Source organism: Bradyrhizobium betae (assembly GCF_004123905.1).
In the GTDB taxonomy this organism is placed as follows: domain Bacteria; phylum Pseudomonadota; class Alphaproteobacteria; order Rhizobiales; family Xanthobacteraceae; genus Bradyrhizobium; species Bradyrhizobium betae_A.
In genome coordinates this window covers 39,035-51,896 of record NZ_MZXW01000006.1, presented here as the reverse complement: position 1 = coordinate 51,896, position 12,862 = coordinate 39,035, and the positions used below count along the sequence as shown (strand labels likewise).

At 65.3% G+C, this 12,862-nt stretch carries 10 protein-coding genes; 4 read left to right on the top strand and 6 right to left on the bottom strand.

The window, feature by feature from the left end:
• Positions 1-165 precede the first annotated feature (165 nt).
• A complete protein-coding gene (locus B5V03_RS03700; protein ID WP_129267929.1) occupies positions 166-1,827 on the bottom strand; it encodes an electron transfer flavoprotein-ubiquinone oxidoreductase in 1,662 nt (553 codons plus the stop codon).
• 134 nt (positions 1,828-1,961) lie between these two features.
• On the opposite strand from B5V03_RS03700, the gene B5V03_RS03695 reads away from it, so the two are divergent.
• Positions 1,962-2,768 (top strand): uracil-DNA glycosylase, encoded by an 807-nt coding sequence (locus B5V03_RS03695; protein WP_129267928.1) that lies wholly within the window; start codon positions 1,962-1,964, stop codon positions 2,766-2,768.
• 150 nt (positions 2,769-2,918) lie between these two features.
• Here B5V03_RS03695 and B5V03_RS03690 read toward each other — a convergent pair whose 3' ends face one another.
• The 4 genes from B5V03_RS03690 to B5V03_RS03675 form a co-directional block, all read right to left on the bottom strand.
• Positions 2,919-4,427 carry a glycosyltransferase family 39 protein gene (locus B5V03_RS03690; RefSeq protein WP_129267927.1) on the bottom strand — a complete coding sequence of 503 codons (1,509 nt, stop codon included), beginning with the start codon at positions 4,425-4,427 and terminating at the stop codon, positions 2,919-2,921.
• Between the two features lie 99 nt (positions 4,428-4,526).
• Positions 4,527-5,288: a ribonuclease HII gene (locus B5V03_RS03685; protein WP_129267926.1), complete on the bottom strand. Its 762-nt coding sequence runs from the start codon at positions 5,286-5,288 to the stop codon at positions 4,527-4,529.
• Positions 5,289-5,365: 77 nt separating this feature from the next.
• The gene (locus tag B5V03_RS03680; protein WP_129267925.1) at positions 5,366-5,821 is read right to left on the bottom strand and encodes a VOC family protein; all 456 of its coding nucleotides are present in this window, start codon (positions 5,819-5,821) and stop codon (positions 5,366-5,368) included.
• A gap of 22 nt (positions 5,822-5,843) precedes the next feature.
• Positions 5,844-7,007 carry a PA0069 family radical SAM protein gene (locus tag B5V03_RS03675; RefSeq protein ID WP_129267924.1) on the bottom strand — a complete coding sequence of 388 codons (1,164 nt, stop codon included), beginning with the start codon at positions 7,005-7,007 and terminating at the stop codon, positions 5,844-5,846.
• Between the two features lie 212 nt (positions 7,008-7,219).
• Between B5V03_RS03675 and B5V03_RS03670 the strand changes: the two genes are divergently transcribed.
• The gene (locus tag B5V03_RS03670) at positions 7,220-9,607 is read left to right on the top strand and encodes a phosphoketolase family protein (RefSeq protein ID WP_129267923.1); all 2,388 of its coding nucleotides are present in this window, start codon (positions 7,220-7,222) and stop codon (positions 9,605-9,607) included.
• A 4-nt stretch (positions 9,608-9,611) separates the two neighbouring features.
• Positions 9,612-10,805, top strand: a complete 1,194-nt coding sequence (locus B5V03_RS03665) for an acetate/propionate family kinase (RefSeq protein ID WP_129267922.1) — start codon at positions 9,612-9,614, stop codon at positions 10,803-10,805.
• A gap of 263 nt (positions 10,806-11,068) precedes the next feature.
• Here B5V03_RS03665 and B5V03_RS03660 read toward each other — a convergent pair whose 3' ends face one another.
• Entirely contained in the window at positions 11,069-11,920 is an 852-nt protein-coding gene (locus B5V03_RS03660; protein ID WP_129267921.1) for an RMD1 family protein, read from the bottom strand.
• A gap of 327 nt (positions 11,921-12,247) precedes the next feature.
• Between B5V03_RS03660 and B5V03_RS03655 the strand changes: the two genes are divergently transcribed.
• Positions 12,248-12,823 (top strand): glycosyl transferase, encoded by a 576-nt coding sequence (locus tag B5V03_RS03655; protein WP_129267920.1) that lies wholly within the window; start codon positions 12,248-12,250, stop codon positions 12,821-12,823.
• The last annotated feature ends 39 nt before the right edge of the window (positions 12,824-12,862 follow it).

The window sequence follows — 12,862 nt, the reverse complement described above, 5'->3', positions numbered from 1 at the left end:
TCCGCGCGCCCCAAATCGGCCGACAACGCCCCAAGACGCTGCCAGTATGGCCTTATCGTGGCCGGGGGCCCTCACCGAGGCCCGGTTCTCACGCGAACGTGCGTCACAATGCCGGGGCATATCACATTGGCCCCGGCTTGATCGCCCCGGTCCAATTGTTCCGGCTTACATAGCCTCGTAGTTCGGGCCGCCGCCGCCCTCAGGGGGAACCCAGGTGATATTGCCGTTGGGGTCCTTCACGTCGCAGGTTTTGCAGTGGACGCAGTTCTGGGCGTTGATCTGGTAGCGCGGGCTCGAACCTTCCTCGACCCACTCGTAAACGCCGGCCGGGCAGTAGCGATTCGAGGGACCGGCGAAGACATCGTGCTCCGAGGTCTTCTGCAGGTTCATGTCCGTGACCTTCAGATGGACCGGCTGGTCCTCCTCATGGTTGGTGTTGGACAGGAACACCGAGGACAGCTTGTCGAAGGAAATCTTTCCGTCCGGCTTCGGGTAGTTCTTGGGTGCGTGGCTCTTGGCCGGATCGAGCGTCGAGCGATCGGGCTTGGCATGCGACTGCGTGCCGAACAGCGAGGTGCCGAACAGCGTGTTGCACCACATGTCGAAGCCGCCGAGCGCAACGCCGAGCACGGTGCCGAACTTCGACCACAGCGGTTTGACGTTGCGGACCAGGAACAAATCCTTGCCGACCGACGAGGAACGCCACGCGTTCTCGTAGTCGACGATCTCGTCATTGGCGCGATCGGCGGCGAGCGCAGCGGCGACATGTTCGGCGGCGAGCATGCCGGTGCCCATCGCGTTATGCACGCCCTTGATGCGAGGAACGTTGACGAAGCCGGCCGCGCAGCCGACCAGCGCGCCGCCGGGGAAGGTCAGCTTCGGCACCGACTGGTAGCCGCCTTCGGTGATGGCGCGCGCGCCGTAGGCGAGCCGCTTGCCGCCCTCGAAGGTGCCACGGATCGAGGGATGGGTCTTGAAGCGCTGGAACTCGTCGAACGGCGACAGATAGGGATCGTCGTAGTTGAGATGCACGACGAAGCCGACGGCAACGAGGTTGTCGTCGTAGTGGTAGAGGAACGAACCACCGCCGGTCTTCAGATCGAGCGGCCAGCCGAACGAATGCTGGATCATGCCCTTCTGGTGCTTGGCCGGATCGATCTGCCAGACTTCCTTCAGGCCGATGCCGAACTTCGGCGGCTCGCTGTTTGAGTCGAGTGCGAACTTCGCGATCAGCTGCTTGGTCAGGCTGCCGCGCGCGCCTTCGGCGAACAGGGTGTACTTGCCGAGCAATTCCATGCCGCGGGTAAAGGAGTCCTTCGGCTTGCCGTCGCGGCCAATGCCCATGTCACCCGTGGCGATGCCCTTCACCGCACCCTGCTCGTCATAGAGCACCTCGGCGGCAGCAAAGCCCGGATAGATCTCGACGCCGAGCGCCTCGGCCTTGCGCGCGAGCCAGCGGCAGACATTTCCGAGCGAGCCGATATAGCAGTGATGGTTGTCCATCAGCGGCGGCATCATGAAGCCCGGCAGCTTGATCGCGCCGCCAGCCGTCATCCAATAGAAGCGGTCGTCCTTCACCTGCGTTTTCAGCGGGCAATCGGAATCCTCGCGCCAGTCGGGAATCAGCTTGTCGAGCCCGGCCGGGTCGATCACGGCGCCGGAGAGAATATGCGCGCCGACCTCGGAGCCCTTCTCCACCACGACGACGTTGAGATCGGCGTTGATCTGCTTCAGCCGGATCGCCGCGGCTAGGCCCGACGGGCCGGCGCCGACGATGACGACGTCGAATTCCATGGATTCGCGCGGGGGAAGTTCTTCGGTGCTCATCTGATCTCAGCCCTTGAGACGGTCCTCGGTCGTTTGCGCCCTCTTGTTTCCGATTTTTCCGGGTAGGACAACCTCGGAATCGCGTTCCGCTGGGATGCAAGGCGCCCCGAACTGATATAAAAGGCCGACTTCCCATGATCCCCGAGCCCGCACCCACCGTCCGAGAGCTACTCGCCTTCTATCTGGAGGCCGGTGTCGACTGCGCGCTCGCGGAGGAGTCGATAGACCGTCTGGCGGAAATGGATGCCCCGCCGCCGGCCCCGCGCGCCGCGGCTCCGGTCGAGCCGCCACGGCCCGTCGCGGCGCCCACGGTGATGCGCGGCGAGGCCGCGCCCGCGCCTGATATCGCGATTGCCTCCGCACGCGAGGCCGCGCGCACCGCGCCGACGCTGGAGGCCCTGCGCGAGCTGATGCAAAATTTCGAGGGCTGCGCGCTAAAGCATACCGCGACGCGGCTGGTGTTCGCCGACGGCAATCCGCAGGCGCGCATCATGTTCGTCGGCGAGGCGCCGGGCCGCGACGAGGACATCGAGGGGCTGCCCTTCGTCGGGCGCAGCGGCAAGCTGCTCGACCTCATGATCGGCGCGATCGGGCTGAACCGCACCACCGCCTACATCGCCAACGTGATTCCCTGGCGGCCGCCCGGCAACCGCACGCCGACGCCGCAGGAAACACAGATCTGCCTGCCCTTCATCCAGCGCCAGATCGAACTGGTGAATCCGGACGTGCTGGTGACACTCGGAAATCCCTCGACGCAGACGCTGCTATCAACGCGCGAAGGCATCATGCGCACGCGCGGGCGCTGGTTCGACTACGAGACCGGCCAGCGCACCATCCGCGCGCTGGCGACGTTTCACCCGGCGTATCTGTTGCGCTCGCCGTCATACAAACGGCTGGCCTGGCAGGATCTACGCGCGATCGCGAAGGTGCTGGCGGGATAGTGAGCTCTCGTGTCCCGGACGCGGTGCGGCACGCAGTGACGCTCCGCAGAGCCGGGACCCAGAAAGCAACAGGCGCGATGGGGCGAGATGGGCCCCGCCTCTGCAGCGCATCACTTCGTGCTGCGCAGCGTCCGGGGCACAAGACCTAACTCACGTCCCCTTCGGCCGCACAATGGCCCAGCCGATCCGCAACAGCTGCTGACGTCCGGTCACCAGCCATTCGAAGGCGCGCGGCACTTCGGGCACGATGCCGGGGAAGCGCGCGAGGATTTCCGGCGGCGGCGTGCCGGCGGTATCGGAGGCGCGCCAGACCACGACGCCGCCGGTCTCGCTGAATTTGGCCTGGGACGTCCACGGCGTCCGCGCAGGCGCGGCATCGATGAACAGATGGGGCCGGCCGGAATGCAGCGCAATCAGGCTGGCAAGTTGGGTCTCGCCGGCGACCGCGCGCAGGCGGAGATTGGTGCGGCGGGCAAAGCTCTCGTCGAAGAAATCCGAGATCGCGCGCGCGGGCATCGAGGTCGCGATCTCGTTGGTCGCGGTCCAGGGCAGGAGCAGCACGGCGAGCACAACACCGATGGCAGGCGCCACGACGGCGGCGGCCCAGACCATGCGCAGCATCCGTGCGCGGCGCATCGCGATGAGATCGCCGGCCGCGACGACGACGGCAAGCCCGGACATCACCAGCACGACGCCGGCGCCGCCGACGACGGATTCGAGGCCCAGCAGGCTCGAGATCAGCACCGCGCCCAGCGCAGGCGCCAGCGCGAAGAAATACACAAAATTGCGCGCGAGCGGCTCGACCGGCGGGCGATAGATGATCGGCGCGTCCTCGACCTTGGCGACGAACAGGCCGGTGTTGAGGAAGGTCAGCGCCGGGATCGCCGCAGCCCCGAGCACGAGCCCGCCGAGCAGCCAGACCGCGTGGATCGCGCGGGCGTTCAGCTCCGCGACCTCAGGCAAGGCCGGCAGGACCAGCGTCTCGGCGCGCATCAGCCAGACCGCGTAAGGCAACGCCAGCACGGCAACGACGATCAGCGCGAACAGCGGATCGAGTGCGCGCAGCGTGCGGCGGCCGCCGGCGGTCGAGAGCGCAAAGATCACGAGCAGCAGGAGAAGGAAGATCGCCGCGGGCGTGGTCAGCAGCAAGAGGCCCGCCTCGATCGACCAGGCGAACCAGGCATTGCCGCGGCGCTGGCCAATGATCTGCCAGGAGTGCAGCAACAGCAGCGCCCAGAGCGGGCGCGCCAGCACCAGCGGGCCGAAGTCGAGCGCCGGCGAGGAGAACGCCAGCACCGTCATGGTCAAGAGCACCGCCAACACCGCCTGTTGCGAGCCGACCACGGCGCGGGAGAGGTGATAGAGCGTGATGAAGGTGGCGATCTCGCAAAGCTCGGCCAGCACATAGACGCCGAACATGTGGCCGCCGGCCGTGCGGTAGGCGATATCGGCAAGCCAGATCGGCAAGGGCGGGCCGAGATCGGTCCCGACCTGGTACTCGCGGCCGAACGCCAGCAGGGTCGCGAGGCTGCCGGGCGGGCTGCGATAGAACAGCAGCGCCACGAACAGCCACATCGCGGCCTGGAGCAGCACGGCGATCCACACGATCAGCCGCGGCCGGGCGCGAATGAGCTCGATGACCAGGGAGGTAAACCGCATGCAACGCCCGCAAGATGCAGCCAACCCGTCCAGCCGGCCCTATTCGCTCAAGACTGTTTTGATAAAGGGCGTCGCGCGCTGTGGCAACGACCGTCTACCTTAGAGGCCCGCTGAAGCATCGATTTCGACGGCCGCCTCCACCTGCACCTCGACCTCGGTGACCTCGAAGAGGTCCTGCACCGGCTCGACGGTCCAGGGCATGTGCTTGGCACGCGCGGCGGCGACCGGGGCGAAGAAGCTGCGGTGGTGGATGGTGGGACCGAGGCGCTTGAGCGCGTCGAGATGTTCGGGGACGCCGTAGCCCTTGTGCTGCTCGAAACCGTAGCCGGGGCAGTCCTGCGCCAGTGCGCACATCAGCCGGTCGCGTGTCACCTTGGCAACGATGGAGGCAGCCGCGATCGACAGCACGATGCCGTCGCCGCCGATCACGGCCTCGCAGTCGCAAGCCGTGTCGAGCCGGTCGCGGCCGTCGACGAAGACATGACGGGGCGCCTCGGGCAGCGCCACCACGGCGCGCTTCAGCGCCCACAGCGAGGCGCGCAGGATGTTGTCGCGGTCGATTCGCGCGCGCGAGGCGACGGCGACCGAGACCTGTGCGGTGGCGCAGATCCTGTCGAACAGTCTTTCGCGCTCCTCGGCTGTCAGGCGCTTGGAATCGTCGATGCCGCGCGGGATGCGGTCGGGATCGAGAATCACCGCGGCCGCCACCACCGGGCCGGCGAGCGGCCCGCGGCCGGCCTCGTCGCAGCCCGCGACCGGCCAGATGCCGCGCTTGATCAGCGCGCGCTCGCGGCGGAAGCTCGGCTTGGCAGGCGCGGCCTTCTTTGGCGCGTCCTTGGCTGGTTTGTTGTCCCGAATCATGGCCAGGATCGTGCGCAAGCAGCGTCGCCCGCGCAACGGGGAACCGCTCGCAATTCCCGTTATTCAGGCCAGTGGCCCTACTCCGCCAGATGCACCCGACGGTCTTCGCCGACCTCGATGCCGGGGGCGACCACGACCTCCCAGGGATGACCGTCGGGGTCGGCGAAATAGCCGGAATAGCCACCGTAATCGGTCTCATGCGCGGGCTTCAGCAGCCTCGCGCCCTTGTCGAGCGCAAAAGCCAGCACCGCATCGACCTCCTCTCGCGTGCGACAGTTCCAAGCGAGCGTGATGCCACAGAAGGTCGTCGGCCTCGGCTGATCCGGCAATTTGGCATCTGCCGCGAGTTGATCCCAGGGGAACAATCCGAGCACCGGGCCACCGGTGTCGTAGAACGCAACGGCTTCGCCTGTCACCTTCAGCCGGCGCGCAAACCCGAGCGAGTCGTAAAAGGCGATGCTGGCGCGGATGTCGCTGACACCGAGTGTTATGACGGTGAGCCGCGGGATTGGAGCTGGCAGTTCCTGACTCATCTACGCCTCGCTACTTGGTCACTCAGAACAGGCTGAGCTGCTCGCCGTTCTGCTTGGGTTTGGTAAAATGATCCGTCGTCAGCTTTGAACGCCGCTTGTTCAGGCCGAGCCTGTCGCAGGCAATCTCGAAGCGGCGGCCGATGGTCCAGGCCATCGGGCCCGTGCCCTTCATCCGCTCGCCCCATTTGGCGTCGTAGTCGCGGCCGCCGCGCATGTCGCGGATCAGCGTGAAGACGTGGCGATAGCGGTCCGGATAGTTCGCCATCAGCCATTCGCGGAAGAGATCGCGCACCTCCAGCGGCAGCCGCAGCAGCACATAGGAGGCTTCCTTGACGCCGGCGTGCGCCGCGGCATCTAAAATGCGCTCGATCTCGGAATCGTTCAGCGCGGGGATCACGGGAGCGACCATCACGGTGGTGGGAATGCCGGCCTCCGAGAGCTGCTTCAGCGCCTCCAGCCGTTTTGGCGGCGTCGAGGCCCGCGGCTCCATGGTGCGCGCGAGCTTCGGATCGAGCGAGGTCACTGATATCCCGACCTTGGCGAGGTTGCGCTTGGCCATGCGCGCGAGAATGTCGATGTCGCGCACGACCAGCGCCGATTTGGTGACGATGCCGACGGGATGGCCGGTGCGCTCCAGCACCTCCAAAATGCCGCGCATGATTTTGCGCTCGCGCTCGATCGGCTGATAGGGATCGGTGTTGGTGCCGATCGCGATCATCCTGGGCTCGTAGCCGGCCGCGGCGAGTTCCTTCTCGAGCAGCGCAGGCGCGTCCGGCTTCACGAACAGCTTTGTCTCGAAGTCGAGCCCCGGCGACAGGCCGAGATAGGCATGGGTCGGCCGCGCGAAGCAATAGACGCAGCCGTGCTCGCAGCCGCGATAGGGATTGATCGAGCGGTCGAAGCCGATATCGGGGGAGTCGTTGCGGGTGATCACCTTGCGCGAGGTGTCGACCGCAACCGTGGTCTTGAATGGCGGCAGCTCTTCCAGGCTCTGCCAGCCGTCATCGAAGGCGACGCGGGCCTCGGCCTCATAGCGGCCGCTGGCATTGGATTGTGCGCCCCGCCCTCGCCTGCGCTGGCGGTCGATGGCGACCGCCAGCTCAGGGAAGTCGGAAGGCGCACCCGCCGGCTCGGAGGGCGCCGTGACCGGCGGGTGCTTGAGAGCAGAAGACGAAGCTGGACTCATGAAGCCAAGATAGCACGCGCCAGGAACAAATCAAGAACACAAACAAAAAACATGAAAACAACCCCATGCACAGTAGAGCTGCCCAAACTTTGCGCGGCCCTCCTTGAGCTCACGCAACATCACCAACTTCGCGATTTCGTTTGATGGCGCCGAAGGATCGATCCCGCCAGTGCCGGGTTGGTGACGATCCTTGCGCGAAGGGTCGTCGCATCATGACAAATCAACGACAATCGGCCGCCACAGCCGGCGACCTCGATCTGCTCGATCGCTACTGGCGCGCCGCCAACTACCTTTCCGTCGGGCAAATCTACCTGCTCGACAATCCGCTGCTGCGTGAGCCCCTGCGGTCCGAGCACATCAAGCCGCGCTTGCTCGGCCATTGGGGCACGACGCCCGGATTGAACTTCATCTACGCCCATCTGAACCGCATCATCCGCGCGCTCGATGTCAGCGTGCTCTATGTCTGCGGCCCCGGCCATGGCGGCCCGGGCATGGTCGCCAACACCTATCTGGAGGGCAGCTACAGCGAGATCTATCCTGACATCGCGCGCGATGCGGACGGATTGCACAGGCTTTTCCGACAGTTCTCCTTCCCCGGCGGCATTCCGAGCCACGCTGCGCCGGAAACGCCGGGCTCGATCCACGAGGGCGGCGAGCTCGGCTACGCGCTGGTGCATGCCTATGGCGCGGCGTTCGACAATCCCGATCTCATCGTCGCCTGCGTCGTCGGCGACGGCGAGGCCGAGACCGGCCCGCTCGCGGCATCGTGGCACTCCAACAAGTTCCTGAACCCGGCGCATGACGGCGCGGTTCTGCCGATCCTGCATCTCAACGGCTACAAGATCGCCAATCCGACCGTGCTCGGGCGGATGCCCGACGGCGAGATCCGCGATCTCTTCCGTGGGCTAGGCCACGAGCCGCTGTTCGTCGAAGGCGACGATCCCAAACTGATGCACCAGGCCATGGCCGATGCGCTCGACGTCGCATTCGCCAGCATCCGTTCGATCCAGCAGCACGCCCGCAGTGAGCGCGAAAACATCCAGCGGCCGCGCTGGCCGATGATCGTGCTGCGCAGCCCGAAGGGCTGGACCGGGCCGAAGGAGGTCGACGGCAAGAAGGTCGAAGGTTTTTGGCGCGCGCATCAGGTGCCTGTTGCGAGCTGCCGCGAAAACCCGGCGCATCTGAAAATTCTCGAAGACTGGATGCGCAGCTACGAGCCGGAAAAACTGTTCGACAAGAACGGCGCACTTATCCCCGAGCTTCAGGCCCTCGCGCCCGAAGGTCACAGGCGCATGGGCGCCAATCCGCACGCCAATGGCGGGCTCCTCAAGAAGGAGCTGAAGCTGCCGGACTTCCGCAGCTTCGCTGTGGAGGTGCCGCGGCCCGGCGGCGTCACCGGGGAAGCCACGCGCGAGCTCGGCAAATTCCTGCGCGACGTCATCCGCCTCAACGCGCAAGAGCGCAATTTCCGCATCATGGGGCCGGACGAGACCGCGTCAAACCGGCTCGATGCCGTGTTCGAGACGACTGAACGCGTCTGGATGGAGCCGATCGAATCCTACGACGTGCATCTGGCGCAGGACGGCCGCGTGATGGAGGTGCTGAGCGAGCATCTCTGCCAGGGCTGGCTCGAGGGTTACCTGCTCACGGGACGGCACGGCTTGTTCTCCTGCTACGAAGCCTTCATCCACATCGTGGATTCCATGTTCAACCAGCACGCCAAATGGCTGAAGGTGACGCGGCACCTGCCATGGCGGCGCCCGATCGCCTCGCTCAATTATCTCCTCACCTCCCATGTCTGGCGGCAGGACCATAACGGCTTCAGCCATCAGGACCCCGGCTTCGTCGATCTCGTCGCCAACAAGAAGGCCGACATCGTCCGCATCTATTTTCCGCCGGATGCCAACACGCTGCTGTGGATCGCCGACCATTGCCTGCGCACCTATGACCGCATCAACGTCATCGTCGCCGGCAAGCAGCCGGCGCCGCAATGGCTGTCGATGCAGGACGCGGCGACGCACTGCGATGCCGGCATCGGCATCTGGACCTGGGCCGGCAACGAGGACGCAGGACAAGAGCCCGACGTGGTGATGGCCTGCGCCGGCGACGTGCCGACACTGGAGACGCTCGCCGCGGTCGACCTCCTGCGCAAGGCGCTGCCCGACCTCAAGATCCGCGTCGTCAACGTCGTCGATCTCATGACGCTGCAACCGAGCGAACAGCACCCTCATGGGCTTTCGGATCGCGATTTCGACAGCCTGTTCACATCAGACAAGCCCGTCATCTTCGCCTATCATGGCTATCCCCATCTCATTCACCGCCTCACCTATAACCGCACCAACCATGCCGGCCTGCATGTGCGGGGCTTTGCCGAGGAAGGCACCACGACGACGCCGTTCGATATGGTCGTGCTCAACGGGCTCGACCGCTATCACCTCGCGATCGAGGCGATCGAACGCGTGCCAGGACTTGCGACCAAAGCCGCGCAGGTCAAACAGCAGTTCCGCGACAAACTGATCGCCCATTCGCGTTACGTGCGTGAGCACGGCGAGGACATGCCGGAGATCCGCGACTGGGTCTGGCCGGGCAAGACGGGTTGACGTCATGACGGCGTCGGTCCTCGTCCTCAACTCGGGATCGTCGAGCATCAAGTTCGGCCTGTTCGATATTTCTGCGGCCGAGCCTGTCCTGCTCTGCAAGGGCCTTCTCGACGAGCACGAGGACAAGCCGCGGCTCATCGTGAGGAGTTCAGCGGGCGAAAGTCTGTTCGAGACGCGACGGGAAGCGGCGGATGCAGACAGCGGCCATCTGTTCGCCGACGTGCTCGCCTTCATCGAGCACCGGTTCGGCGCGGGCGGCTTGCGCGCGGTCGGCCATCGCATCGTTCATGGCGGCCCGGACTATTCCGGTCCGGTTACGCTGACGGACGACATCATCGCAAAGCTTGAGGCGCTCGCGCCGCTGGCACCGCTGCACCAGCCACGTTGCCTTGCTCCGGTCCGTACCATCGCAACGATCCGACCCGACATGATGCAGATCGCCTGTTTCGACACCGCCTTCCATCACAGCATGACGCCGCCGGCGAACCGCTTCGCCATTCCGAGGCGTTATGAAGATCGCGGCGTCCGGCGCTACGGGTTTCACGGACTGTCGTTCGAACATGTCGCTGGGCGCCTCGCCGGGATCGCGCCGCAGCTCGTCGCAAAGCGTACCGTCATCGCGCATCTCGGCAACGGCGCTAGCCTGTGCGCATTGCGCGATGGCCGCAGCATGGACACCACGATGGGATTGACGCCACTCGATGGCCTCGTGATGGGCACGCGCTGCGGCACCATCGATCCCGGCGTTCTGCTCTATCTGCAACAGCACGAGACAATGTCGGTCGAGGCGGTGCAGCACCTGCTCTATCACGAGTCTGGCCTGCTCGGTGTCTCGGGCATCTCCGCGGACATGCGTACGCTGCTGGCGAGCCGCGAGGCTGCGGCACGAGAAGCGGTCGATCTCTTCACCTTCCGTGCGGCGCAGGAGATCGCTGTGATGGCGAACACGCTCGGCGGGCTCGACTGCCTGGTCTTCACCGGCGGTATCGGCGAGCATGCGAAGGAAATCCGCAGCGCGATCGGCGAGCGGCTCGCATGGCTCGGTGTGCAGATTGATGCTGCTGCGAATGACGAGGGGCGCGAGCGCATCAGCGGCGATGGTGCAGTAGACGTGTTAGTTATTCCGACCAATGAAGAGCTGACGATCGCGCGGCATTGCGTGGCGGTGCTGCAGACGATAGAGGGCTCATTTCATTAGCGTGTGATCTCCGCCAACTCGTCGTTGCGAGCGCAGCGAAGCAATCCAGAGTCTTTCCGCGGAGGTAGTCTGGATTGCTTCGCTGCGCTCGCAATGACGGAGAATGCGGCGACGGTGTCGTAGCGTGGGCAAAGCGACTTGTCCGCCATAGCTCGAAGAGCGAAGGCGGAAGCGTGCCCACCAATTCCGGGGGTGGGCACGGCGCAAGTGCGCCTTTGCCCTCCCTACGATTCCTGACTCGCGGAGAGATACCCCGCTCGCTCCTAATGCGTACCCGACCATATCTGGACGCACCCGATCACGACCTCGATCACGATCAGCACCACCACCGCGATTTCGAGGCGGAGCGAGCGCTGGGTGTCGATGATGTCGGTCAGCGCATCGGCCGTTTCCGCGACGACCGTGAGCTTGCGCTCGAGCGTGTCGAGACGCTCCTTCAGCTCATACTCGTCTTCGAGACGCGCGTAGAGCCGGTCGAGCTGCGGCTTTTCCCAGAGCGCATCGGGCTTCTCGGCAACCGCAACGCGGCCGGCGACGCGCTGCTGGACCAGAAGCGCATTGCCGATGAGCTGCAGGATGCCCTTGCGCCGTCGCGAGGTACGGCCTTTCTCGGCGAGCTCCCGCGCAAAGGGCTCGATGACATCGAACACCGCCGCGACACGCCGCTCGTCGCGGGCGAGCGAGGTGCTCTTGGCGAGCGCGTCCGCAATCAGCAGCAGCCGCTCGTCGGAAAATTTCGTGAGGTTGATCGGCCCGCCCGGCTGGATCGCCTCGGCGTTCTCGTCCTTGCAGAGCTGCGCCTGCGCGATCTCTTCCTCATACGGGCTGAGCTCGCCGGTCACGCGCGGCTTCAGGCTGTCGATCAGCACCTTCTCCTCCGAAGGCAGTTGGCCGATCAGCACGACGACGCCGTAGCGGAAAATCACGACGAGACCGGCATGGACGCGGAAGGCGGCTGGCGTCGAGGAGACCGGCGCACCCAGCTCGAGCCCGGACGGATTGATGCGTTCGCCCAACATCACGGCGCGGATTCGCAAGGTCGGCGCGACGTCCGGCTTCGTATCCATCTTGGGCGATGTTGCAGGAGCACTAACGGCAAGTTGATCGGCATTCATGTGAAGCTCTCGTCAGCATCGCGGATTGCAGGCTTTTCCCGTTTCCGGGCTCGTTTCGCGCGCATCCTCTTCTCGTAGGATTGCGCTCTGCCCACGTGGCGCGCAATATCGGAGCCAAACTCCGGATTAATACTGGGACGGCGAGCCTGCGCCGAAATATTCGGCAACATTGCCACCCCGCAGGGGACATATTTGGATGCGATGGCTCTGGCAGCTTACCATCGAACACCGAGGCTCCGTCGGAAAGTTGCGCTCGGCAATGCCGCGTGTTTATGACAACATCACAATGGACTACGCTTCTCCCGAAGTGCGGACACAATCTCAACCATGCTGAGCGTCATCATACCGACCGAAGGCGTCGAGCAGACGGCGGTCGCAACTCTGGCCGCGCTGGTGCCCGGTGCGGCCGCGGGCATCATCAAGGAAGTGCTCCTTGTCGACGGCACCCGCAACGGCGTCATCGAGCGCGTGGCCGACGTCGCCGGCTGCCGTTTCATCGGCTTTGAAGGCTCCTCACAAGGCGCGGCGCTCGCCGCTGGTGCGCTCCAGGCCCGTTCGCCCTGGCTGATGTTTCTTCCCGCAGGCGCGGTACTGGAGACCGGCTGGATCGAGGAGACCACCCAGTTCATCCAGAGCGTCGCGTCCAGCGGCCGGGATCGCGCGGCGGTGTTCCGCTATGCGCGCTCGCCCTACGCCGATACCGGGTTCCGGGATGCGCTCTGGGCGGTGGTGCGCAAACTGCTCGGCCCGCTCGGCGATCAGGGACTTTTGATCGCGCGTGATCATTACGATCGGATCGGAGGCTACCCGCCCCAGGCCCGCCGTTCCGAGGCGCGGCTGCTGCGGCGGCTCGGCCGCTCGTCCCGGATCATGCTGCGCAGCCGGATCGTCATGGTCGGCTGAGGCCATTCAATACTTGTCAGAGTCAAATGATTGATTGAC

Coding starts and splice junctions, on each gene's coding strand:
- B5V03_RS03700 (WP_129267929.1), bottom strand. CDS start 1,827: ATGAGCACCGAAGAACTTCCCCCGCGCGAATCCATGGAATTCGACGTC.
- B5V03_RS03670 (WP_129267923.1), top strand. CDS start 7,220: ATGACAAATCAACGACAATCGGCCGCCACAGCCGGCGACCTCGATCTG.
- B5V03_RS03665 (WP_129267922.1), top strand. CDS start 9,612: ATGACGGCGTCGGTCCTCGTCCTCAACTCGGGATCGTCGAGCATCAAG.
- B5V03_RS03690 (WP_129267927.1), bottom strand. CDS start 4,427: ATGCGGTTTACCTCCCTGGTCATCGAGCTCATTCGCGCCCGGCCGCGG.
- B5V03_RS03685 (WP_129267926.1), bottom strand. CDS start 5,288: ATGATTCGGGACAACAAACCAGCCAAGGACGCGCCAAAGAAGGCCGCG.
- B5V03_RS03655 (WP_129267920.1), top strand. CDS start 12,248: ATGCTGAGCGTCATCATACCGACCGAAGGCGTCGAGCAGACGGCGGTC.
- B5V03_RS03660 (WP_129267921.1), bottom strand. CDS start 11,920: ATGAATGCCGATCAACTTGCCGTTAGTGCTCCTGCAACATCGCCCAAG.
- B5V03_RS03695 (WP_129267928.1), top strand. CDS start 1,962: ATGATCCCCGAGCCCGCACCCACCGTCCGAGAGCTACTCGCCTTCTAT.
- B5V03_RS03680 (WP_129267925.1), bottom strand. CDS start 5,821: ATGAGTCAGGAACTGCCAGCTCCAATCCCGCGGCTCACCGTCATAACA.
- B5V03_RS03675 (WP_129267924.1), bottom strand. CDS start 7,007: ATGAGTCCAGCTTCGTCTTCTGCTCTCAAGCACCCGCCGGTCACGGCG.